Origin of the sequence: Pseudomonas sp. NBRC 111133 (assembly GCF_001320605.1) — a bacterium.
GTDB classification, from domain to species: Bacteria; Pseudomonadota; Gammaproteobacteria; order Pseudomonadales; family Pseudomonadaceae; genus Aquipseudomonas; species Aquipseudomonas monteilii.
The window spans coordinates 78,984-101,131 of record NZ_BCBJ01000081.1; the positions used below are offsets into that span (position 1 = coordinate 78,984).

Annotated in this window: 19 protein-coding genes; 12 read left to right on the plus strand and 7 right to left on the minus strand. The window is 62.3% G+C overall.

Annotated elements, in window-relative coordinates; genetic code table 11:
* Nucleotides 1–3: 3 nt before the first annotated feature.
* On the minus strand, nucleotides 4–903 hold the full coding sequence (locus APH36_RS19210) for a choline sulfate utilization transcriptional regulator (RefSeq protein ID WP_060499853.1): 900 nt from the start codon (nucleotides 901–903) through the stop codon (nucleotides 4–6).
* A gap of 108 nt (nucleotides 904–1,011) precedes the next feature.
* Between APH36_RS19210 and betC the strand changes: the two genes are divergently transcribed.
* The 3 genes from betC (at nucleotide 1,012) to APH36_RS19225 (ending at nucleotide 5,150) form a co-directional block, all read left to right on the plus strand.
* Nucleotides 1,012–2,529 carry a choline-sulfatase gene (gene betC / locus APH36_RS19215; RefSeq protein ID WP_060499854.1) on the plus strand — a complete coding sequence of 506 codons (1,518 nt, stop codon included), beginning with the start codon at nucleotides 1,012–1,014 and terminating at the stop codon, nucleotides 2,527–2,529.
* A 14-nt stretch (nucleotides 2,530–2,543) separates the two neighbouring features.
* Nucleotides 2,544–3,467, plus strand: coding sequence for a choline ABC transporter substrate-binding protein (gene choX / locus APH36_RS19220; protein WP_060499855.1), 924 nt, complete (start codon nucleotides 2,544–2,546; stop codon nucleotides 3,465–3,467).
* Nucleotides 3,468–3,584: 117 nt separating this feature from the next.
* A complete protein-coding gene (locus APH36_RS19225) occupies nucleotides 3,585–5,150 on the plus strand; it encodes a SulP family inorganic anion transporter (protein ID WP_060499856.1) in 1,566 nt (521 codons plus the stop codon).
* A 43-nt stretch (nucleotides 5,151–5,193) separates the two neighbouring features.
* On the opposite strand, the gene aroE is transcribed toward APH36_RS19225, so the two are convergent.
* Nucleotides 5,194–6,018 (minus strand): shikimate dehydrogenase, encoded by an 825-nt coding sequence (gene aroE, locus APH36_RS19230; RefSeq protein WP_060499857.1) that lies wholly within the window; start codon nucleotides 6,016–6,018, stop codon nucleotides 5,194–5,196.
* A 25-nt stretch (nucleotides 6,019–6,043) separates the two neighbouring features.
* Complete coding sequence (gene hemF / locus APH36_RS19235; protein ID WP_019098072.1) at nucleotides 6,044–6,955, minus strand: oxygen-dependent coproporphyrinogen oxidase; 912 nt, start codon at nucleotides 6,953–6,955, stop codon at nucleotides 6,044–6,046.
* Between the two features lie 135 nt (nucleotides 6,956–7,090).
* Between hemF and APH36_RS19240 the strand changes: the two genes are divergently transcribed.
* Nucleotides 7,091–8,068 (plus strand): NADPH:quinone reductase, encoded by a 978-nt coding sequence (locus APH36_RS19240; protein ID WP_028699541.1) that lies wholly within the window; start codon nucleotides 7,091–7,093, stop codon nucleotides 8,066–8,068.
* A 127-nt stretch (nucleotides 8,069–8,195) separates the two neighbouring features.
* On the opposite strand, the gene APH36_RS19245 is transcribed toward APH36_RS19240, so the two are convergent.
* A complete protein-coding gene (locus APH36_RS19245) occupies nucleotides 8,196–8,753 on the minus strand; it encodes an L-threonylcarbamoyladenylate synthase (RefSeq protein WP_060499858.1) in 558 nt (185 codons plus the stop codon).
* A 42-nt stretch (nucleotides 8,754–8,795) separates the two neighbouring features.
* Nucleotides 8,796–9,893 carry a DNA-processing protein DprA gene (gene dprA / locus APH36_RS19250; protein ID WP_060499859.1) on the minus strand — a complete coding sequence of 366 codons (1,098 nt, stop codon included), beginning with the start codon at nucleotides 9,891–9,893 and terminating at the stop codon, nucleotides 8,796–8,798.
* Between the two features lie 1,235 nt (nucleotides 9,894–11,128).
* Between dprA and ltrA the strand changes: the two genes are divergently transcribed.
* The 6 genes from ltrA to APH36_RS19280 all read left to right on the plus strand — a co-directional run bounded on the left by ltrA (nucleotide 11,129) and on the right by APH36_RS19280 (nucleotide 17,465).
* Complete coding sequence (ltrA, locus tag APH36_RS19255; RefSeq protein ID WP_060499860.1) at nucleotides 11,129–12,835, plus strand: group II intron reverse transcriptase/maturase; 1,707 nt, start codon at nucleotides 11,129–11,131, stop codon at nucleotides 12,833–12,835.
* 107 nt (nucleotides 12,836–12,942) lie between these two features.
* A complete protein-coding gene (gene def, locus APH36_RS19260; protein WP_016712797.1) occupies nucleotides 12,943–13,449 on the plus strand; it encodes a peptide deformylase in 507 nt (168 codons plus the stop codon).
* A gap of 59 nt (nucleotides 13,450–13,508) precedes the next feature.
* Nucleotides 13,509–14,441: a methionyl-tRNA formyltransferase gene (gene fmt / locus APH36_RS19265; RefSeq protein WP_060499861.1), complete on the plus strand. Its 933-nt coding sequence runs from the start codon at nucleotides 13,509–13,511 to the stop codon at nucleotides 14,439–14,441.
* Nucleotides 14,438–15,748, plus strand: a complete 1,311-nt coding sequence (rsmB, locus tag APH36_RS19270) for a 16S rRNA (cytosine(967)-C(5))-methyltransferase RsmB (protein WP_060499862.1) — start codon at nucleotides 14,438–14,440, stop codon at nucleotides 15,746–15,748. The genes fmt and rsmB overlap by 4 nt, the downstream gene beginning before the upstream one ends.
* 23 nt (nucleotides 15,749–15,771) lie before the next feature.
* Complete coding sequence (gene trkA, locus APH36_RS19275) at nucleotides 15,772–17,145, plus strand: Trk system potassium transporter TrkA (protein ID WP_016712794.1); 1,374 nt, start codon at nucleotides 15,772–15,774, stop codon at nucleotides 17,143–17,145.
* Nucleotides 17,146–17,156: 11 nt separating this feature from the next.
* Nucleotides 17,157–17,465 carry a tetratricopeptide repeat protein gene (locus tag APH36_RS19280; protein WP_060499863.1) on the plus strand — a complete coding sequence of 103 codons (309 nt, stop codon included), beginning with the start codon at nucleotides 17,157–17,159 and terminating at the stop codon, nucleotides 17,463–17,465.
* Nucleotides 17,466–17,585: 120 nt separating this feature from the next.
* Here the strand turns inward: APH36_RS19280 and APH36_RS19285 are convergent, their stop codons facing one another.
* Together APH36_RS19285 and APH36_RS19290 are read right to left on the minus strand one after the other, a co-directional pair.
* Entirely contained in the window at nucleotides 17,586–18,473 is an 888-nt protein-coding gene (locus APH36_RS19285; protein WP_003253121.1) for a lysophospholipid acyltransferase, read from the minus strand.
* A gap of 41 nt (nucleotides 18,474–18,514) precedes the next feature.
* The gene (locus tag APH36_RS19290; protein ID WP_060499864.1) at nucleotides 18,515–19,066 is read right to left on the minus strand and encodes a DNA-3-methyladenine glycosylase I; all 552 of its coding nucleotides are present in this window, start codon (nucleotides 19,064–19,066) and stop codon (nucleotides 18,515–18,517) included.
* Nucleotides 19,067–19,149: 83 nt separating this feature from the next.
* Here APH36_RS19290 and glyQ point away from each other — a divergent pair, with 83 nt between their 5' ends.
* Both glyQ and glyS read left to right on the plus strand, forming a co-directional pair.
* Complete coding sequence (gene glyQ, locus APH36_RS19295; RefSeq protein WP_003253126.1) at nucleotides 19,150–20,097, plus strand: glycine--tRNA ligase subunit alpha; 948 nt, start codon at nucleotides 19,150–19,152, stop codon at nucleotides 20,095–20,097.
* A complete protein-coding gene (gene glyS, locus APH36_RS19300; protein ID WP_016712790.1) occupies nucleotides 20,094–22,145 on the plus strand; it encodes a glycine--tRNA ligase subunit beta in 2,052 nt (683 codons plus the stop codon). The genes glyQ and glyS overlap by 4 nt, the downstream gene beginning before the upstream one ends.
* Nucleotides 22,146–22,148: the final 3 nt, after the last annotated feature.

Sequence of the window (22,148 nt, forward strand, 5' to 3'; positions counted from 1 at the left end):
CCATCAGCCACTGCGCTCCTGCTCCAGCCAGCTGACGAACCGCTCGATCAACGCCCCGCGCCGCTTGCGCGGTGGCAAAACCAGAAAATAGCCCCGACTCGACGTCAGGCTCCCCTCTAATGGCCGACATAGCAAGCCTTGATCCACCAGGCCATCCACCAGGTGCCGCCAACCAATCGCCACACCCTGACCGGCAATCGCCGCCTGGATCAGCAAGGTGTAGTTGTCAAAGCGCAACTGCCCCGCAGGTGGCGGACTGGCCACGCCAAACCCGCGAAACACCCCCGCCCAATCGAACCAGCGGCTGGCCTGCTCGCCCTTCAAATGCAACAGGGGCAACTGTTGCAAAGCCACGGCTGAAAAGGGTTTTCCATGGGTCAGGCGGGGGCTGCACACCGGGAACACTTCCTCATCGAACAGCCAGCGGCTTTCGCCCTGGTGAAAGCGCCCATCGCCAAACAGCACCGCCACATCGATGTCCGGCCGCAACATGCCCTGGCTGCGCTCACCGGTCACCAGGCTCACATCCACCTGTGGATAAGCTTCGTGAAAGCGCTGCAATCGGGGCATCAGCCAAAACGCCGCAAAAGCAAAGTCGGTGGCCACCTGCAGCACTTCGCGCTGGCCACGCCCGCTGACTTGGGCAATGCCATCATCCATCGCCTGCAAACCCTGATGCACCTGCTCGAACAGCACCTGTCCGGCTTCGGTCAGCTCGATGCCCCGGTAGATCCGGTCGAACAGGCGCGTGCCCAACTGCGCTTCCAGGCGCTTAACCTGCTGGCTCACGGCCGGTTGTGTGGTACCCAGCTCCAGCGCGGCGGCAGTAAAGCTGCGCAGACGTGCTGCCGCCTCGAACACGCGCAAAGTATCCAGTGACAGCTCGGCGATGTGCTCAAACATAAGCTTGGCTAATCCCAGTCATTGCCCGCCATGGGCTTTACCCATGTTAGCCACAGTCGCATCTTGGTAGGCAAGCGGTTCGCATAACCCTCAACGATGGAAGCCACCATGACGCGCCCGAATATCCTGTTCATCATGGCCGACCAGATGGCCGCACCTTTGCTGCCGATCTACGCCCCTTCGCCCATCCAGATGCCGCACCTTAGCCGCCTGGCCGAGCAGGCGGTGGTGTTCGACTCGGCCTACTGCAACAGCCCGCTGTGCGCGCCGTCGCGCTTCACCCTGGTCAGCGGCCAGTTGCCCAGCCGCATAGGCGCCTACGACAACGCCGCCGACTTCCCCGCAGACGTGCCAACCTATGCCCATTACCTGCGCCGGCTGGGCTACCGCACGGCACTGTCGGGCAAGATGCACTTCTGCGGCCCGGACCAGCTGCACGGCTATGAAGAACGCCTTACCAGCGATATCTACCCCGCCGACTACGGCTGGGCAGTGAACTGGGACGACCCGGATGTGCGCCCCAGCTGGTACCACAACATGTCCTCGATGCTGCAGGCTGGCCCATGCGTGCGCACCAACCAGCTGGATTTCGACGAAGAGGTGGTGTTCAAGGCGCGCCAGTACCTGTACGACCATGTGCGCGAGAGCGATGGCCGGCCGTTCTGCCTGACCGTGTCCATGACCCACCCGCACGACCCGTACACCATCCCCAAGCGCTACTGGGACCGCTACGAGGCTGTGGATATCCCCATGCCCCACGCCGGGTTCAGCCAGTCGGAACTCGACCCGCACTCTCAGCGCCTGCTCAAGGTCTACGACCTGTGGAACAAACCGCTGCCTGTGGAAAAGATCCGCGATGCCCGCCGCGCCTACTTTGGCGCCTGCAGCTACATCGACGACAACATCGGCCAGCTGCTGCAAACCCTGGAGGAATGCAACCTGGCAGACGATACCGTGATCGTGTTCTCCGGCGACCACGGCGACATGCTCGGCGAGCGGGGCCTCTGGTACAAAATGCACTGGTTCGAGATGTCGGCACGGGTGCCATTGCTGGTTCATGCGCCGAAGCGCTTCGCAGCAAGCCGGATCAGTGCCTCGGTTTCCACCTGCGACCTGTTGCCAACCCTGGTCGAACTCGCTGGCGGCGCTGTGGATAACCACCTGCACCTGGATGGCCGCTCGCTGGTAAACCACCTGCAAGGGCAGGGCGGCCACGACGAAGTGATCGGCGAATACATGGCCGAAGGCACCGTCGGCCCGCTGATGATGATCCGCCGTGGGCCGTACAAGTTCGTGTACAGCGAAGACGACCCATGCCTACTCTATGACCTGAGCCGCGACCCGCACGAGCGGGAGAACCTCACCGGCAGCCCGGACCACCAAGCGCTGCTGCAGGCATTGGTCGATGAAGCACAGCAGCGTTGGGATATCCCCAGCCTGCGCCAGCAGGTGCTGGCCAGCCAGCGCCGCCGCCGCCTGGTGGCCGAAGCGCTGGCCATCGGCAAGCTGAAAAGCTGGGACCACCAACCGCTGGTGGACGCCAGCCAACAGTACATGCGCAACCACATCGATCTCGACGACCTCGAGCGCAAGGCACGTTATCCACAGCCCGCACCCATGGATTGAGAAGAGAGGCCGCCATGCACACGTTCTCCACCGCCGTATTCGCCCTGGCCCTGGGCGCCGCCACGGCCCACGCCGCCGACAGCGACGCGCAATGCAGCACCGTGAAAATGGCCGACCCCGGCTGGAGCGATATCGCTTCGACCAATGCCGTGGCCCGCCTGTTACTGGAAAGCCTGGGCTATCAGGTGAAAATCGACAGCCTGGCCGTACCGATCATCTACGGTGGCCTGAAGGACGGCCGTGTCGACGCCTTCCTCGGCAACTGGATGCCGGCACAGCAAGGCTTCCATGACAAGTTCATCGCCAACGGCGATGTGCAGCAACTGTCGCGCAACCTGGAAGGCACCGAGTTCACCCTGGCCGTGCCCGACTATGTGTGGAATGCCGGGGTGAAAGACTTTGCCGACCTGCAGAAGCATGCCGACCAGTTCGACAAGAAGCTGTACGGCATTGGCTCCGGCGCACCGGCCAATCTGTCGCTGAAAGAAATCATCGACAAAAATGAATTCAACCTTGGCCAGTGGAAGCTGGTGGAGTCCAGCGAGCAGGCGATGCTGGCCCAAGTCGACCGGGCGGTGAAGAAACAGCAGTTCATTACCTTCCTCGGCTGGACACCGCACCCGATGAACGTGAAGCTGAAAATGCACTACCTGACCGGCGGGGAGAAGTGGTTCGGCAGCAAAGGCGAGGTGTATACGCTGACCCGCAAGGGTTATCCACAAGCCTGCCCGAATGCGGCGAAGCTGTTGGGTAACCTTAGGTTCACGCTGGACATGGAAAACAGCATCATGGCTGAGGTTGTGGACAAGAAGATCAGTTTTGATGAAGCAGCCAAGGGCTGGGTGAAGGCACATCCCGAGCTATTGAATGATTGGTTGGCTGGGGTAACCACAAAAAGTGGTGCCGATGCCCGCGAAGCAGTAATGACAAAGCTGTAAACCGATCCCTGTGGGAGCGGGTTCACCCGCGAATGCGATAGTGGAGCAACAGACGCATTCGCGGGTGAACCCGCTCCCACAGGGAGGACAGTGCACCTCTAGGAATCTGGGTAACCCATGCATCGCATCATCCACCTGCTGCCCTTCCTCACTTGGCTCCCCCGCCAATCGGGCCGCAGCCTGCGCCAGGACCTGCTGGTGGGCCTGAGCGGTGCCATCCTTGCCCTGCCGCAATCCATCGCCTACGCCCTGATCGCCGGCCTGCCCGCCGAATATGGCCTGTACGCCGCCATCGTGCCGGTGCTGATCGCTTGCTTATGGGGTTCATCCTGGCACCTGATCTGCGGCCCGACCGCTGCCATTTCCATCGTCCTCTACGCCAGCATCAGCCCGCTGGCCGTGGCGGGCAGCGCCGATTACATCACCCTGGTGCTGCTGCTGACGTTCCTCGGCGGCATCTTCCAGCTACTGCTGGGGCTTTTGCGGTTTGGCGCGCTGGTCAATTTCGTCTCCCATTCCGTCGTGCTCGGTTTCACGCTGGGTGCTGCCATCGTCATTGCCCTGGGTCAGATGCCCAACCTGCTGGGCATGGACTTGCCCAGCCAGGCTACTGCACTGAAGACCGTGCAGGATCTGGCCAGCCACGCCGGAGAAGTCGACCTGCCTTCACTGGTGCTTGGCCTGGCCACCGTGCTGCTCGGCGTGACCTTGAAACTCTGGCGCCCACGCTGGCCGAGCCTGTTGATAAGCCTGATCCTGGTCAGCCTGCTGGCGTGGCTGTTGCCGGGCTTCTTTGGCCATGTACCACGAGTAGCGGCCTTCACCGGGCAACTTCCCCCCTTTAGCCCGCTGCCCCTGCTGGACGTGGAACTGTTGCTGCGCCTGCTGCCCAGCGCCGTGGCAGTGGGCATGCTGGGGCTGGTCACCAGCCTGTCGATTGCCCGCTCTCTCTCGGCACGCTCAGAACAGCTGATCGACCCGGATCAGGAAATACGTGCGCAGGGCCTGTCGAACATCGCAGGGGCGTTTTTCTCCGGTTACCTTTCTGCCGGCTCCTTCACCCGCTCGGGCCTGAGCTATGAAGCGGGTGCCCGCTCGCCCATGGCCGGGGTGTTTTCGGCGCTGTGGGTAGCGTTGTTCGCCGTTACCGGCGCCGGGTTGATCGCACACCTGCCGATACCCGCCATGGCCGGCAGCATTTTGCTGATCTGTTGGGGGTTGGTGGACCATCGGGGGATTCGCGCGCTGTTCCGGGTCAGCCGCTCGGAGTTTCTGGTAATGGCACTGACGGCGGCGGCGACCTTGCTGCTGGAATTGCAGACGGCGATATATGCCGGGGTGCTGGCGTCGCTGTTCTTCTATCTGAAGCGCACGTCACGGCCACGGGTACAGCAGAGCCGTGAAGGTGATGCGGATGTATTGCGGGTGGGCGGGTCGATCTTCTTTGGTGCGGCGCATTACCTGCAGGTGCGCTTGCAGCGTTGCCAAGGGCCGCATGTGGTGATCGATGCGCGGCAGGTGAATTTTATCGATTACTCGGGTGTGGATATGTTGCACCGCGAGGCGCGGCGGTTGCGGCGGTTGGGCGGGAGTTTGACCCTGCACCGGGCCAGGCCGCAGGTGATCGAGGAATTGCAGAAGCTGGAAGGGGTGGCGTTGTGCCCGATACGGTTTGAAGAGTGAGGTTGGGTTGAGATCTTGGGGCCGCTTTGCGGCCCCGACAATCTCAGCCTCGAGCCAGTTGCCGGCGCAGTTCAGCCAAAACCGGCGCCGTATCCGGCCGAACCCCACGCCAGATAAAGAAGGCTTCAGCCGCCTGCTCCGCCAGCATCCCCAACCCATCCAGCACCTTGGCCGCACCCAGCTTGGTAGCCCATTGGCAAAACGGCGTCGGCTCCTTGCCATACATCATGTCGTAGCAAACCGTACGCCCCGCCTCGACCAGGCTATCCGCAATCGGCGGCAATTCACCGGCCAGGCTCGCCGAGGTGGCATTGATGATTACATCCACCGGCTCCTGCAACCAGGCAAACCCACTGGCCACTACCGGCCCCAGTTCATCGAACTCATGTGCCAGTTGCTCGGCTTTTTCCACGGTACGGTTGGCAATCACCAGCGACTGCGGCTGGTGCGCCAGTATCGGCTCCAGCACGCCACGCACGGCGCCACCGGCCCCCAGGATGAGAATGCGCTTACCGGCAAGCTCGACCCCGGCATTCACCGTCAAGTCGCGCACCAGGCCAGCGCCATCGGTATTGTCGCCCTGCAGGGTGCCATCAGCCAGCTTGCTCAGCGTGTTCACTGCGCCAGCGCGCTGGGCACGCGGGGTCAGGCTGTCGCACAGGCGGTAGGCCTCTTCCTTGAACGGCACCGTGACGTTGCCGCCAATGCCTTGCTTGAAGAAGCCGCGCGCGCAATCGCTGAACTCGTCCAGTGGCGCCAGCAGGGTGGCGTATTCCAGGTCCTGGCCGGTCTGCTCGGCGAACAGGCGGTGGATCAGCGGCGACTTGCTGTGGCCGATGGGGTTACCGAAAACGACGTACTGGTCCATGGCGGCTCCTTGGTTGTCCACAGGCTTACTGGCCAAGCCAGTCGCGGTCTTGCAGGAAGTACTCGGTCAGGCGCGCTTCTTCGCTGCCGGGCGCAGCCTTCCAGTCGTAGCCCCAACGTACCTGCGGCGGCAGCGACATGAGGATGGACTCGGTACGGCCACCAGACTGCAGGCCGAACAGGGTGCCACGGTCGTAGACCAGGTTGAACTCCACGTAGCGACCGCGACGATATTCCTGAAACTCGCGCTGCTGCGGGGTGTAGGGCGTGTCCTTGCGGCGCTGGATGATCGGCAGATAGGCGTTGACGTAGGCATCGCCGATGGCGCGGATGAAGGCGAAGCAGGTGTCGAAATCCCACTCGTTCAAGTCATCAAAGAACAGCCCGCCAATGCCGCGTGGCTCACCCCGGTGCTTGAGGTGGAAGTAGCGGTCGCACCAGGCCTTGTAGCGCGGGTACACGTCGGCGCCGAACGGCGCGCAGGCCTGCTCGGCCACGCGGTGCCAGTGGATGCAGTCTTCTTCATTGCCGTAGTACGGGGTCAGGTCGAAGCCACCACCGAACCACCACACGGCTTCTTCACCTTCCTTTTCGGCGATAAAGAAGCGCACGTTGGCGTGAGAAGTGGGCACATGCGGGTTGTGCGGGTGAATCACCAGCGACACGCCCAAGGCCTCGAAGCCACGGCCCGCCAGCTCAGGGCGGTGGGCACTCGCCGAGGGCGGCAGACCCGCACCGAACACATGGGAGAAGTTGACCCCGCCTTTCTCGATCACCTTGCCGTCGCCGATCACCCGCGTGCGGCCCCCGCCACCGGCTTCGCGCACCCAGGCGTCCTCGACGAAGCGGGCGCCGCCGTCTTCAGCTTCGAGGGCAGAGCAGATGCGGTCTTGCAGGTCGAGCAGGTAGGCTTTCACGGCCTCGGTGCGGCTAGTCATCGGGTCACCAGGAACGGGCAGGGAAGAATTCGCCGCGTAGCATACCACCGCCAGCGCGCGCGCCGCAGTTGACGGCGATCAAGCAAAGGCGTCCGATAGAAGGCCTTTTCCCGATCCCGACGACAGGAGTGCGAGATGGCCAAGCGTATCCAGTTCAGCCAGCATGGCGGCCCGGAAGTGCTGCAGTTTGTGGAATTCGAACCCGCCCCACCGGGGCCGCAGCAGGTGCGTGTGCGTAACCATGCCATCGGCCTGAACTTCATCGATACCTACTTCCGCAGTGGGTTGTATGCGCCGCCGTCCCTGCCTTCGGGCCTGGGCACCGAGGCCGCAGGTGTGGTCGAGGCCGTGGGCGAAGGCGTTACTCGGTTGAAGGTAGGGGATCGCGTGGCCCATGCCGGTGGCCCGCTGGGTGCGTACAGCGAGGTGCATACGCTGCCGGAGGCCAACCTGGTCAAGCTGCCCGACAGCATCAGCTTCGAGCAGGCAGCGGCGGTGATGCTCAAGGGTTTGACCGTGCAGTACCTGCTGAAGCAGACCTATGAGGTGAAGGCGGGTGACGTGATCCTGTTCCACGCGGCGGCTGGCGGTGTGGGTTCGCTGGCGTGCCAGTGGGCCAAGGCCTTGGGTGCCAAGCTGATCGGAACCGTGAGTTCTGCCGAAAAGGCCGAGCGGGCCAAGGCGCTGGGGGCGTGGGAAACCATCGACTACAGCCGTGAAGATGTCGCCAAGCGCGTGCTGGAGCTGACCGATGGCAAGAAATGCCCGGTGGTGTACGACGGCGTGGGCGCGGATACCTGGCTGACCTCGCTGGATTGCCTGCAACCACGTGGGTTGATGGTGAGCTTTGGCAATGCCTCGGGCGCGGTGAGCGGGGTGAACCTGGGGATTTTGGCGCAGAAGGGCTCGCTGTATGTCACCCGGCCAACTCTGGCGAGCTATGCCAACAATGCCGAGAATACCCAGGCCATGGCTGATGACCTGTTTGCAATGATTGCGAGTGGCAAGCTGGTTGTGGATATCCAGCAGCGGTATCCGCTGAGTGAAGCGGCCAAAGCGCAGGCGGAGCTGTCGGCGCGCAGGACCGTGGGCTCGACTGTACTGATCCCCTGAGCCAGACACTTCACCCTGTGGGAGCAACTGTCTTGTACAAGACCTAAAAGCTGGCGCGATCATTGTGGGAGCGGGCGCGCCCGCTCCCACAGAGGCCCGAACCCACCCGCGAGCGCTGTGGATAGATTCAGCCCGGGCGCACCACTTCGCCAGTTGCCAGGTTACGAATCACACTCGGGTTCTTCCGCCCCCCCAGCGCGCCGCCCAGCACCATGTCCAGCTGGCCATGGAAATACTGCTCCACCCGCAACCGGGTCTTCGCCGCCGGGCGCCCGCCCGGGTTGCACGAGGTGGAAATCAGCGGCCCCACCAACGCGCACAGCTCACGCACCACCGGGTGATCACTGACCCGCAGCGCCACGGTGTCATGCTGCCCTGTCACCCACTCGGGCAACAGGTCCTGGTGCGGCACCAGCCAGGTGTTCGGCCCCGGCCAGGTGCTGCCCATGCGGTCGATCCAGTCTTCGGGGAAGTCCTCGAACAGGAAGTCGAACTGGCGGATGTTGTCGGCGATCAGGATCAGCCCTTTATCCACAGGCCGCGATTTCAGCGCCAGCAGGCGATACACCGCGTCCTCGTTCCACGGGTCGCAGCCCAGGCCCCAGACCGCTTCCGTCGGGTAGGCGATCACCGCGCCCGCCCGTACCTCACGTGCGGCTTGTTGCACACGAAAACTGCTCACCATTGCTGTCTCTCCGCCTATATACCTTGCTTGTGTGCAGTGTACTTAGCCCGCACGGGCAAACCAACGCCCGGCTTCATTGCTGACCCGGCCTTCCAGCTCCAGCTCGGTCAGTTGCACCAGCACTTCGGCCAGCGGCAGCTCGCTGCAATGCGCCAGGCTTTCGCTGGTTTGCGGCGCGGCATGCAGCAGGGCAAGCAGGGGATGGTCGAATTTGTCCACAATGGCGGGCGGCAGGTTTTGCCAACCCTGCAAGCTTTCCAGGATCTGATCCACGCTTTCCACCAGCAGCGCGCCATCACGGATCAACTGGTGGCAGCCCTTCGAACCCGGGTGGTGAATGGAGCCCGGAATCGCATACACCTCGCGGCTTTGCTCGGCCGCCAGGCGGGCGGTGATCAGCGAACCACTGGCCAGGCTGGCTTCGACCACCAGCACGCCCAGCGACAGCCCACTGATGATGCGATTGCGCCGCGGGAAGTTACCGGGCAATGGCCCGGCATTCAGCGGGTACTCGGAAACCAGTGCGCCGCCATGGTCGATCATCGCCTGTGCAAGCTCCAGGTGCCGCTGTGGATAAAGTTTTTGCAACCCCGTGCCAAGCACGCCAATCGTGCCCCCACCAGCCTGCAACGCAGCCCGATGAGCGGCACCATCGATACCCACAGCCAAGCCGCTGGTGATAGTAAAACCGGCCTGCGCCAGGTAGCGGGAAAATGCCGCAGCGGTGTCGAGCGCCGGTGGTGTGGCACGCCTGCTGCCCACAATGGCCAGCTGTGGACGTTCGAGCAACGCAGGTTCGCCAGCCACGAAAAGCAGCGGCGGCGCATCGTCGATTTCCGCCAACAATGCAGGGTAATCGGGGCCGTCCCACATCAGTAAATGCTGGCCAGGTCGCTCTAGCCAGGCCATTGCGGCCAGTGCGCCATCGCGCACTTCGGCACTGCGCCGCGCGTCAACGGTGATCTGTGGGATACCCAGTGCACGCCAGGCCGAACCCGGTGCACTGAGTGCAGAGCAGGCACTGCCAAAGGCTTCGAACAACATGCGAAAACGTCGCAGTCCCATCCCGGTAAGGCAGTGCAGGCGTAATCGTGCATCCAGTTCGGCAGGTGAACAGAGCGACGAATGGTGAATTGGCATAGGGATCATCCTTGATCGAAACAGGGCCACTTACGTGGCACAACCTGTGGATAACTCTGTGAGTAACACTTTGAAAAGCTGTCCATTGATTGAAGGCTATCAAGCCCATAAACACCCTAGACGAGCTTGCCAGGTGCCGAAATCTCCGTTTCCCTTTATTATGTGTGCTCAGGTGCGACACGCGTAGCGTGTCTCCTCCACCAAGCTGTATGGCCAGCTTGATGGGATTTCTGCAAGGAAATCGAATACTTGGGTATCCATCCCCAAGAAACAAAACCAACTCAGAAGTCCACTGCCTTCAAGGACTTACCGCTGCGGCGGATGGCAAACCCCAAGGTCGTTCAGCTCTCGGTAGCACGACCGCAGAACCGGTACTCCCGGTTTTGGAGAGCCTCTTAGACTTAACCCACGCGGGAGTGTAGATCCCCGCAGGGGTCTCCTCCTGCTCCTTTTAATTGCAGGAGGTAACAAGTAACCGACCAACGGTCATTACCGTCTTGGCTCGGATTTTCCTCAGGAGACATGAGCGGAAGCTCTGTCTGTCATTGTCCAACTGCCGCCCACATGGAGCAGTAGCGGACTCGTTGTACGACCAACGGTAGCCTACGACGGCATGCACTACTGGCAACGGTGGTGTGTGAAGCCCGTCTGACAATGTAGCCCCCATCTCGGGTGCATTCTCTCCGCGAGGAGGTGTGCAGAGACTCGGAGCAGTGCCGGGTTAAGGCGCTAGGCTGACTGGTATGGGCAACATATGTGAACTACTGATAAACACCGTAAACATAGCCAAGCCAAAGCTGCTGACAGGCTTGAACCAAAAGGTACGTGATCGGTTATTCCCGTCTGAGCTGGGGATACGTCGTCTTCCGAGATCACCGGTGAAAAAGGTAGGTCCTAACCCAGTCGTGTGACAGACAGGGAACGTGGTAAGCCCGTATCGCTGCCCTTTGGGCAGGTGAACCGTAAGGAACACTGTTGGCGGTGCGGGTATGGGATCGCAGAGAAAGCGAACGCCAGGTTGTAATGGCTTGGATAGGGGTTGGAACATCACCCCACGGGAAACCGGGCAGACTTCTGCGTGGTCTTCTGCCGCAATGACTCTGACTGAGACCGTCTCATCAACTTCAGGGCTGGCTTCATTGGCCCTTGATCTTCCAACCCTGACGGGGTGCATACGCCCCTCAGGGGTACGTGCGCCTTCCGCTCGGGTGGTATCACTTTGAGAGGAAAGCAGCATGAAAGAGCTCAGCCAGCAAGGTGAGCCTGCGCTTTCCGGCACTCCGCAACAATGGCACGACGTCGATTGGCGTCGGGTTCAACGGAATGTCCGGGAAATGCAGGTGCGAATTGCGAAGGCTTGTCGGGAAGGCAAATGGCGCAGGGTTAAATCCCTGCAACGAATGCTTACTCGCTCGAAGTCTGCCAGATACTTGGCTGTACGGAGAGTCACGGAAAATCAGGGAAGCCGTACGGCGGGAGTCGATAGGCAACTCTGGGACACACCCATCGCGAAATGGAACGCGGTTGGTCAGTTGAAGACGCGGGGTTACCGGGCTCGGCCACTACGGCGAGTCTACATCCCGAAGTCGGATGGACGGGAACGCCCATTGGGCATACCGACCATGACGGATAGGGCTATGCAAGCGCTCTACATGCTGGCCCTGTCTCCCATCGCCGAAACCCATGGCGATCCTAATAGCTACGGCTTCAGGATCGAACGTTGTACGGCGGATGCGATGGCTCAGCTCTTCCTATGTCTTTCCAAACAGACTTCCGCCTGTTGGGTTTTGGACGCAGACATCGAAGGGTTCTTCGACAACATCAACCACGAATGGCTGCTAAGGAATGCCCCTACGGATACCCGGATGCTTCAGCAGTGGTTAAAGGCTGGAGTCATCCACAAGGGGCAGTTGCACGCAACGGACGCAGGCACGCCACAAGGGGGAATTATCTCCCCGGTATTGGCAAATCTGGCACTGGATGGTCTGGAAACACTCCTCAAGCAATACCTAGGAGTGGCAAGGGCGAAGAAACTGAAGGTGAATGTGGTGCGATACGTAGATGACTTCGTGATTACTGGCACCTCCTCGGAGGTACTTGAGAACGAAGTAAAACCTTGGGTAGAACAGTTCCTCGCGACGCGAGGGCTGCGGTTGTCACTCAAGAAAACGCGTGTTGCTCACATCGACGAAGGCTTCGACTTCCTTGGATGGAGTTTCCGGAAATACGACGGAACGTTACTGATCAAGCCGAGCAAGAAGAACGTTAAGGCGTTCTATAGCAAGGTCCGAGAGGTGATCGACTCTCACAAGACGGTGAGGCAGGGCGACTTGATTCGAATGCTAAACCCGATGCTGAGAGGGTGGGCTCTGTACCACCAGCCAGTAGTTGCCAAACAAGCGTACAGCCGTATGGACAACAGAGTGTTTATCAAGCTCTGGCGATGGGCAAAGAGGCGGCACCCAAACAAGTCCCTCGACTGGGTCAGGAAGAAGTATTTTCGGGCCTCAGGGGACAGGAAATGGGTGTTCGCGACCACAGTATTGGAGGAAAATGGGACGAAACGGGAGTTCGAGTTGTACTCGCTTGCGAGTACTCCGATCGAGCGGCACAGAAAGGTGAGTGGGGAATATAACCCCTACGATCCAGCCATGGAGGCCATGGGCGAGAAACTCCGGATGGACCGGATGCTGAATAAGCTGAAGTACCGGAAACAAATCGGAAATTTATTCGCCAGCCAGAACGGCCTGTGCCTGCTTTGCAAACAACCGATCACCAAGGAAACAGGGTGGCACGACCACCACATCATCCACCGGGCCGTAGACGGTGGTGACGCTTTGGCCAATCGGGTACTCTTGCATCCTAATTGTCACAACCAGCTCCACACGCGTGGTCTGCACGTGAGCAAACCGGCTTCCATTGGAAGCTTGGTGAAGGCTTGAGCCGTATGCGCTGAAAGGCGCACGTACGGTTCTTAGGGGGGAGCTGGCCAGTAATGGCTGGTTCCCACCCGACTTTTCAACCGAACGCACAGTGACTGCCTGACCTTATGGCCATCTTGAACATTCTCGAATTCCCGGACCCGCGCCTGCGCACCATCGCCAAGCCGGTGACGGTGTTCGACGACGCCCTGCGTCAGCTGATCGACGACATGTTTGAAACCATGTACGAAGCCCCTGGCATCGGCCTGGCCGCCACCCAGGTGAACGTGCACCTGCAGGTCGTGGTCATGGATCTCAGCGAAGACCGCAGCGAGCCGCGCGTCTTCATCAACCCCACGGTCGAAGAGCTGACCCATGACATGGGCCAGTATCAGGAAGGCTGCCTGTCGGTACCGGGCTTCTACGAGAACGTCGACCGCCCGCTGCGCGTACGGGTCAAGGCCCAGGACCGCGACGGCAAGCCGTACGAGCTGGAATGCGAAGGCCTGCTGGCGGTGTGCGTGCAGCACGAATTCGATCACCTCAACGGCAAGCTGTTCGTTGACTACCTGTCGCAGCTCAAGCGCGACCGGATCAAGAAGAAGCTGGAAAAGCAGCACCGCCAGCAAGCCTGATCCCCACCTTCCAGAAGGCTTGCTCCGGCAAGCCTTTTTCTTTTTGAAGCGAGAACTCCATGCGCATCGTCTTTGCAGGCACTCCAGAGTTTGCCGCCGAACACCTCAAGGCCCTGCTCGACAGCCCGTACGAAATCGTGGCTGTCTACACCCAGCCAGACCGCCCTGCCGGCCGTGGCCAGAAGCTCATGCCAAGTGCGGTCAAGGCGCTGGCCGTGGCCCATGACATCCCGGTGTTCCAGCCACAGACACTGCGCAATGCCGAAGCGCAGGCTGAACTGGCCGCGCTCAAGCCAGACCTGATGGTGGTGGTCGCCTACGGCCTGATCCTGCCCCAGGTGGTGCTGGATATCCCGCGCCTGGGCTGCATCAATAGCCATGCCTCGCTGCTGCCACGCTGGCGCGGTGCCGCACCGATCCAGCGTGCCGTGGAAGCTGGCGACGCCGAGAGCGGTGTAACCGTGATGCGCATGGAAGCAGGCCTGGACACCGGCCCGATGCTGCTCAAGGTGGTGACCCCGATCAGCGCCGACGACACCGGCGGCACCTTGCACGACCGCCTGGCCGAAATGGGCCCGCCTGCCGTGGTACAGGCCATTGCCGGCCTGGCCGACGGCTCGCTGCAAGGCGAAGTGCAGGACGATGCCCTGGCTACCTACGCGCACAAGCTGAACAAGGACGAAGCCCGCATTGACTGGAGCCGCCCGGCTGTCGAACTGGAGCGCCTGATCCGCGCCTTCAACCCGTGGCCGGTGTGTCACAGCACCCTTGATGGCGAAAGCGTCAAAGTGCTGGCCGCCAACCTGTCCACCGGCAAGGGCGCCCCTGGCGAAATTCTGTCAGCCAGCAAGGACGGCCTGGTCGTCGCCTGCGGTGACCGGGCGCTGAGCCTCACCCGCCTGCAACTGCCCGGCGGCAAGGCGCTGAACTTCAGCGACCTGTTCAACAGCCGCCGCGAGAAGTTTGCCGCCGGCAAGGTGCTGGGCCAATGAACCCACGCCTCGCCGCCGCCCGTGCCCTTGCCGCTGTACTTAGCGGCAAGGCTTCGCTGAACAGCTCGCTGCCGGCGCAGCTGGACAAGGTCGACGAGCGCGACCGTGGCCTGACCCAGGACCTGGCGTTCGGCACCGCGCGCTGGCAGCCTCGCCTCGACCTGCTGGCCGCGCAACTGCTGCAAAAGCCGTTCAAGGCCGCCGATGCCGATGTGCAGGCGCTGCTGCTGGTCGGCCTGTATCAGTTGTTCTACACCCGTATTCCCGCCCACGCCGCCATCGGCGAAACCGTCGGCTGTGCCGACAAGCTGAAGAAGCCGTGGGCCAAAGGGCTGCTCAATGCCGTACTGCGCCGCGCCCAGCGCGAAGGCGAGGAGCTGTTGGCAAGCATGGAGCGCGACCCGGTGGTACGCACCGCCCACCCGCGCTGGCTGCAAAAGTTGCTGAAAGCGTTCTGGCCGGAGCAGTGGGAAGCCATCTGCGCCGCCAACAATGCCCACCCGCCGATGATCTTGCGGGTCAACCGCCGCCACCACAGCCGCGATGCCTACCTGGCATTGCTGACCGAGGCGGGCGTCAGCGCCAGTGCCTGCCAGTACAGCCGTGACGGCATCGTGCTGGCCGAAGCTTGCGACGTACGCGGCCTGCCAGGCTTCGCCGAAGGCTGGGTGAGCGTGCAGGACGAAGCTGCGCAGCTGTCCGCCGACCTGCTCGAACTGGCTCCCGGTCAGCGCGTGCTGGACGCCTGCTGCGCCCCGGGAGGCAAAACCTGCCACCTGCTCGAAGCCGAAGCCGGCCTGGCCCACGTAGTGGCCATCGACCTGGAAGCCAAGCGCCTGACCCGCGTACGCGAGAACCTTGACCGCCTGCAACTGGACGCCGAGCTGATCGCCTGCGATGCCCGTGACACCGCCAGCTGGTGGGACGGCAAGCCATTCCAGCGCATCCTTCTCGACGCCCCGTGCTCGGCCACTGGCGTGATCCGCCGCCACCCGGACATCAAGCTGACTCGCCAGGCCGACGACATTCCGGCCCTGGCTTCACTGCAAGGCGAGCTGCTGGATGCCCTGTGGCCGACCCTGGAAGTAGGCGGCATGCTGCTGTACGCCACCTGCTCCAGCCTGCCGACCGAGAACACCGAAGTGATCGACGCCTTCCTGGCCCGCACCCCGGGCGCCCGTGAGCTGGGCCTGGCCACCGAGGCCGGGCTGCGCCAGCCCCACGGTCGCCAGCTGCTGGCCCAGGAAGGCGGCCACGACGGTTTCTACTATGCCAAGCTGATCAAGATCGCCGCCTCGCGCGGATAAGAACAAAAGGTAGGGAGTAGCGGATGAAGATCATCATCCTCGGCGCAGGCCAGGTAGGCGGTACGCTGGCAGAGCACCTGGCCAGCGAAGCCAACGACATCACCGTGGTCGACACCGATGGCGACCGCCTGCGCGACCTGGGCGACCGCCTGGACATCCGCACCGTGCAAGGCCGCGGCTCGCTGCCGACGGTGCTGCGCCAGGCCGGTGCTGACGATGCCGACATGCTGGTAGCGGTGACCAACAGCGATGAAACCAACATGGTCGCCTGTCAGGTAGCCTATTCGCTGTTCCACACCCCGACCAAGATCGCCCGTGTACGCGAGTCGGCCTACCTCACCCGCGAAGAGCTGTTCGACAACGACCATATCCCGGTCGACGTGCTGATCAGCCCTGAGCAGGTGGTGACCAACTACATCAAGCGCCTGATCGAACACCCGGGCTCGCTGCAGGTGATCGACTTCGCCGAAGGCAAGGCCCAGCTGGTGGCGGTAAAGGCTTACTACGGTGGCCCGCTGGTCGGCCAGCAACTGCGCCAGATTCGTGCCCACATGCCTAACGTCGATACCCGCGTGGCAGCCATCTTCCGCCGCGACCGGCCGATCACCCCACGGGGCGACACGGTAATCGAAGCCGACGACGAAGTGTTCTTCATTGCCGCGAAGAAGGACATCCGCGCCGTGATGGGCGAGCTGCGCCGCATCGACGAAACCAACAAGCGCATTGTCATCGCCGGGGGCGGGCAGATCGGCGAACGCTTGGCCGAGGCCATCGAAAGCCGCTACCAGGTGAAGATCATCGAGATGAGCCCCGCCCGTTGCCGGCACCTCTCCGATACCCTGGAAAGCACTGTGGTGCTGCAGGGCAGCGCTTCGGACAAGGACCTGATGCTCGAAGAGAACATCGCCGACGCCGATATTTTCCTGGCGCTGACCAACGACGACGAAGCCAACATCATGTCGTCGCTGCTGGCCAAGCGCCTGGGCGCGGGCAAAGTGATGACCATCATCAACAACCCGGCCTATGTCGACCTGGTGCAGGGCGGCGATATCGACATTGCCATCAGCCCGCAGCTGGCCACCATCGGCACCCTGCTGGCGCACGTGCGCCGTGGCGACATTGTCAGCGTGCACTCGCTGCGCCGTGGCGCGGCCGAGGCCATCGAAGCGGTGGCGCACGGGGATTCGAAGTCAAGCAAGGTGGTGGGCAAAGCCATCGAAGACATCGCCCTGCCACCGGGTACCACCATTGGCGCAATCATTCGTGACGAAGAAGTAATGATTGCCCACGACGACACCATGATCGAGTCGGGTGACCATGTGATCCTGTTCGTTGTGGATAAAAAGCATATTCGGGATGTGGAGAAGCTGTTCCACGTCGGCTTGAGTTTCTTCTAGGAGAAGAAGGCATGCGCGAATCGCTGGAGAAGATGCTGGCCAAGGGTGTGGATAACCCGCTGCTGAGGTTTGGCCTGGGCAAGGCCTGGCTGGATGAAGGCAACGGCGCTGAAGCGGCGGAGCACCTAGCCCGGTGTGTTGAGCAGGATCCGAAGTACTCCGCAGCCTGGAAGCTGCTGGGCAAGGCGTATCAGTTGCAGGGCGACCTGACGGCGGCGCGCAAGGCCTGGGAGGAGGGGATCGAGGCAGCGCTGGCCCATGGGGACAAGCAGGCCGAGAAAGAGATGGCCGTGTTTCTGAAGAAGCTCAACAAAGTCTGAAATTACCGGGGCGGCTTTGCCGCCCATCGCAGCGGTTCGTCGCCACGACAAGCCAGCTCCCACAGGGACCGAGTGGGAGCTGGCTTGCCTGCGAATGGGGCGCGAAGCGCCCCGAAAATCTCAGTACCAGCGCGGCTCGCCCGCCGGGCGCTTCTTGAAGCGCTTCATGCTCCACATGTACTGGCTCGGGTACTCGCGCACATAACGCTCGACCACCTTGCTCATTGCCGCGGCCGACACGTTCACGTCGGTGCTGTACATCTCTTCTGGCGCAGCTTCCAGGAACACTTTGAAGCCCGAGCCATCCGGCAGCCGCAGCGCATGCAGGAACACCCCCACCGCCTTGCCACCGGCCAGCATGTTCGGCACGAACTTGCTGGTCAGCGCCTGGGTGCCGAGGAACGGTACGAACACCCCCGCCGATTCCGCTGGCTCCGGGTCGGCAGGAATACCCACCTGGCCACCCCGGCGCACTTCCTTGATCACGCTGAGAATGCCTTCCTTGGTCGAAGGCGCCACGCGGTTGCCCATCTGCACGCGCTGCTCGCGCAGCAGGTCATCCACTGCCTTGAGCTTGGGTGGGCGGTAGAAGATGATCGGTTTGCACTGGTTGCAGTAGAAGTGGTTCAACACCTCCCAGTTGCCCAGGTGGCTGGTGATACCCACCACACCCTTGCCCGAGGCCAAAGCCTGTTCCAGCACTTCCAGTCCATGCACTTCCTTGACCAGCTCCAGCGAACGCTGCGGCGGCCAGATCCAGGCACAGGCACTTTCGACAAAGGACTTACCAATATCCCGTAGCGCCTGGCCGACCAGTTGCTCACGGGCAACCGGGTCCATCTCCGGGAAACACTTGGCCAGGTTGATGCGCACCACGTTGCGCGAACTGTTGGGGATCTTCCACATCAGCCAGCCAATACCCGCGCCGACGCGCTGCACAGCACCCCAGGGCAGCTTGGCAAACAGGCGCAGCACCCCGACCATCAGGGCGCCCTTGAACTTTTCCACAGGCGAATTCCTTATTTCAGCAAGGCGCGCATTGTAACCCCTCAGCGCAGCAAGGCGGCGTAGCGATCGCAATCGGTGGTGTGGTCCATGACCATGCCGGTAGCTTGCATGAAGGCGTAGCAGATGGTCGGGCCGACGAACGTGAAGCCGGCTTTCTGCAGGGCCTTGCTCATGGCCTTGGCTTCATCGGTGACCGCCGGCACATCGCTACGGCCCGCGAAATGGTTGACCTTCGGCTCCCCGCCAACGAACGACCATAACCAATCGGCGGGGTTATCCACAGCCAGCCAGGCCTGCGCGTTGCGCCGGGCGGCCTTGAGTTTGAGCCGGTTGCGGATGATGCCGGCATCCTGCATCAGTTCTTCGATACGTTCGTCGCTCATGGCGGCCAACTGCACAGGGTCGAAGCCGTACATCACCTCGCGATAACGCGCGCGTTTGCGCAAAACAGTGATCCACGAAAGCCCCGCCTGGAACCCTTCGAGCAAAAGCATCTCGAAGAGCAACGCCGGGTCGCGCTGTGGCGTTCCCCATTCCTGGTCATGGTAGGCCTGGTACAACGGATCGTCGGTACACCAAAAGCAGCGTGGCATAAGGCTCCAATGAGTAGAGGGCGAGGCGAATCAGGTTATACTCCCGCTCTTTACATCCGCATCCCCAGATACAGGTGAATTTCGTGAGCCAGCCTACGCCAGCCGTGCGTACCTTCCAAGACCTGATCCTCGCCCTGCAAAACTACTGGGCAGCTCAAGGTTGTGTGGTGCTTCAGCCCTACGATATGGAAGTAGGCGCCGGCACTTTCCACACCGCTACATTCCTGCGCGCCGTGGGTCCAGAAACCTGGAACGCCGCCTATGTGCAGCCTAGCCGTCGCCCTGCCGACGGGCGGTATGGCGAAAACCCCAACCGCCTGCAGCACTACTACCAGTTCCAGGTGGTGCTCAAGCCGAACCCGGCCAACTTCCAGGAGCTTTACCTCGGCTCGCTGAAAGCCATCGGCCTGGACCCGCTGGTGCACGACATCCGCTTCGTCGAAGACAACTGGGAATCGCCAACCCTCGGCGCCTGGGGCCTGGGCTGGGAAATCTGGCTGAACGGCATGGAAGTGACCCAGTTCACCTACTTCCAGCAGGTAGGCGGCATCGAGTGCTACCCGGTCACCGGTGAAATCACCTACGGGCTGGAGCGCCTGGCCATGTATATCCAGGGCGTCGACTCGGTGTACGACCTAGTGTGGGCCGACGGCCCGTTCGGCAAGGTCACCTATGGCGACGTGTTCCACCAGAACGAAGTGGAGCAGTCGACCTACAACTTCGAACACGCCAACGTCGACAAGCTGTTCGAACTGTTCGACTTCTACGAAAGCGAAGCGAACCGCCTGATCAAGCTGGAGCTGCCGCTGCCGACCTACGAAATGGTCCTGAAGGCCTCGCACACCTTCAACCTGCTGGACGCCCGCCGCGCCATCTCGGTTACCGAGCGCCAGCGTTACATCCTGCGTGTACGTACCCTGGCCCGGGACGTGGCGCAAAGCTATCTGCAAGCCCGCGCACGCCTGGGCTTCCCGATGGCCACCCCTGAACTGCGTGACGAAGTGTTGGCTAAGCTGGAGGCTGCACAATGAGTGCTCAAGATTTCCTGGTAGAACTGGGCACCGAAGAGCTGCCACCGAAAGCCCTCGCCAGCCTCGGCGAAGCCTTCCTGGCCGGTATCGAGAAGGGCCTGCAAGCTGCTGGCCTGAACTACACCGGCAAGCAGGTGTATGCCGCACCGCGTCGCCTGGCCGTGCTGATTCGCCAGCTGGATGTGCAGCAGCCTGACCGCAGCATCAACATCGACGGCCCGCCCCTGCAGGCTGCTTTCAAAGACGGCGAGCCGACCCAGGCTGCCCTGGGCTTCGCCAAGAAGTGTGGCGTGGAACTGGCCGAAATCGACCAAAGCGGCCCCAAGCTGCGCTTCTCCCAGCACATCCCGGGCAAGGCCACTGCCGGTCTGCTGCCAACCATCGTCGAAGATTCGCTCAACGACCTGCCAATCCCCAAGCGCATGCGCTGGGCGGCCAGCCGTGAAGAGTTCGTGCGCCCAACGCAATGGCTGGTGATGCTGCTGGGCGACCAGGTGGTCGACTGCACCATCCTGTCGCAGAAGGCCGGCCGTGAATCCCGTGGTCACCGCTTCCACCACCCGGAGAACGTGGTCATCACCACCCCGGCCAACTACGTCGAAGACCTGCGCAAAGCCTACGTGCTGGCCGACTTCGCCGAGCGGCGCGAGCTGATCAGCAAGCGTACCGCCGAGCTGGCCATGCAGCAGGAAGGCACTGCCATCGTGCCACCGGCGCTGCTGGACGAAGTGACTGCCCTGGTCGAGTGGCCGGTGCCGCTGGTGTGCTCGTTCGAGGAGCGCTTCCTCGAAGTGCCGCAGGAAGCCCTGATCACCACCATGCAGGACAACCAGAAGTACTTCTGCCTGCTGGACAGCGAAGGCAAGCTGCTGCCGCGCTTCATCACCGTGGCCAACGTTGAAAGCCGCGACCCGAAGCAGATCGTGCAGGGCAACGAGAAGGTCGTGCGCCCACGCCTGACCGACGCCGAGTTCTTCTTCAAGCAAGACAAGAAACAGCCGCTGGAAACCTTCAACGAGCGCCTCAAGAACGTGGTGTTCCAGGCCCAGCTGGGCACTGTATACGACAAAGCCGAGCGCGTTTCCAAACTGGCCGCCTTCATCGCCCCGCTGATCGGCGGCGACGCCCAGCGCGCCGGCCGTGCCGGCCTGCTGTCCAAGTGCGACCTGGCCACCGAGATGGTTGGCGAATTCCCTGAAATGCAGGGTGTTGCCGGTTACTACTACGCGCTCAACGACGGTGAGCCGGAAGATGTGGCCCTGGCCCTGAACGAGCAGTACATGCCGCGCGGTGCTGGCGCCGAGCTGCCGCAGACCCTTACCGGGGCTGCCGTGGCCATCGCCGACAAGCTCGATACCCTGGTGGGTATCTTCGGCATCGGCATGCTGCCAACCGGCAGCAAAGACCCGTACGCCCTGCGCCGTGCTGCCTTGGGCGTGCTGCGTATCCTGATCGAGAAGCAGCTGGACCTGAACCTGACCGGCGCGGTCGAGTTCGCGGTCAAGCAGTTCGGTGCCAAGGTCAAAGCTGCCGGCTTGTCGGAGCAGGTGCTGGAGTTCATCTTCGACCGCCTGCGTGCACGTTACGAAGACGAAGGCATCGACGTGGCCACCTACCTGTCGGTGCGTGCCCTGCAGCCAGGCTCTGCCCTGGACTTCGACCAGCGCGTACAGGCCGTGCAGGCCTTCCGCAAGCTGCCGGAAGCCGAAGCCCTGGCCGCGGTGAACAAGCGTGTGTCGAACCTGCTGAGCAAGGCCGAAGGCGCCATCGCCGAACAGGTCGAGCCCAAGTACTTCGACAATGCCAACGAGTTCTCCCTGTACTCGGCCATTCAGCAGGCCGACCAGGCCGTGCAACCGATGGCTGCTGCACGCCAGTACAGCGAATCGCTGGCCCGCCTGGCGGCCCTGCGTGACCCGGTGGACGCCTTCTTCGAGGCGGTGATGGTCAACGCCGAAGACGCCAAGGTACGCGCCAACCGTTATGCCCTGCTCAGCCGCCTGCGCGGTCTGTTCCTGGGCGTGGCCGACATTTCGCTGCTGGGGTAAGCC

What these genes read in the sequence shown, in the direction of transcription:
- APH36_RS19245 (WP_060499858.1), bottom strand. Translation starts at nt 8,753, where the DNA reads ATGGTGAGCAGTTTTCGTGTGCAACAAGCCGCACGTGAGGTACGGGCG.
- hemF (WP_019098072.1), bottom strand. Translation starts at nt 6,955, where the DNA reads ATGACTAGCCGCACCGAGGCCGTGAAAGCCTACCTGCTCGACCTGCAA.
- def (WP_016712797.1), top strand. Translation starts at nt 12,943, where the DNA reads ATGGCCATCTTGAACATTCTCGAATTCCCGGACCCGCGCCTGCGCACC.
- APH36_RS19290 (WP_060499864.1), bottom strand. Translation starts at nt 19,066, where the DNA reads ATGCCACGCTGCTTTTGGTGTACCGACGATCCGTTGTACCAGGCCTAC.
- rsmB (WP_060499862.1), top strand. Translation starts at nt 14,438, where the DNA reads ATGAACCCACGCCTCGCCGCCGCCCGTGCCCTTGCCGCTGTACTTAGC.
- dprA (WP_060499859.1), bottom strand. Translation starts at nt 9,893, where the DNA reads ATGCCAATTCACCATTCGTCGCTCTGTTCACCTGCCGAACTGGATGCA.
- trkA (WP_016712794.1), top strand. Translation starts at nt 15,772, where the DNA reads ATGAAGATCATCATCCTCGGCGCAGGCCAGGTAGGCGGTACGCTGGCA.
- choX (WP_060499855.1), top strand. Translation starts at nt 2,544, where the DNA reads ATGCACACGTTCTCCACCGCCGTATTCGCCCTGGCCCTGGGCGCCGCC.
- APH36_RS19210 (WP_060499853.1), bottom strand. Translation starts at nt 903, where the DNA reads ATGTTTGAGCACATCGCCGAGCTGTCACTGGATACTTTGCGCGTGTTC.
- fmt (WP_060499861.1), top strand. Translation starts at nt 13,509, where the DNA reads ATGCGCATCGTCTTTGCAGGCACTCCAGAGTTTGCCGCCGAACACCTC.
- APH36_RS19225 (WP_060499856.1), top strand. Translation starts at nt 3,585, where the DNA reads ATGCATCGCATCATCCACCTGCTGCCCTTCCTCACTTGGCTCCCCCGC.
- APH36_RS19280 (WP_060499863.1), top strand. Translation starts at nt 17,157, where the DNA reads ATGCGCGAATCGCTGGAGAAGATGCTGGCCAAGGGTGTGGATAACCCG.
- ltrA (WP_060499860.1), top strand. Translation starts at nt 11,129, where the DNA reads ATGAAAGAGCTCAGCCAGCAAGGTGAGCCTGCGCTTTCCGGCACTCCG.
- aroE (WP_060499857.1), bottom strand. Translation starts at nt 6,018, where the DNA reads ATGGACCAGTACGTCGTTTTCGGTAACCCCATCGGCCACAGCAAGTCG.
- betC (WP_060499854.1), top strand. Translation starts at nt 1,012, where the DNA reads ATGACGCGCCCGAATATCCTGTTCATCATGGCCGACCAGATGGCCGCA.
- glyS (WP_016712790.1), top strand. Translation starts at nt 20,094, where the DNA reads ATGAGTGCTCAAGATTTCCTGGTAGAACTGGGCACCGAAGAGCTGCCA.
- APH36_RS19240 (WP_028699541.1), top strand. Translation starts at nt 7,091, where the DNA reads ATGGCCAAGCGTATCCAGTTCAGCCAGCATGGCGGCCCGGAAGTGCTG.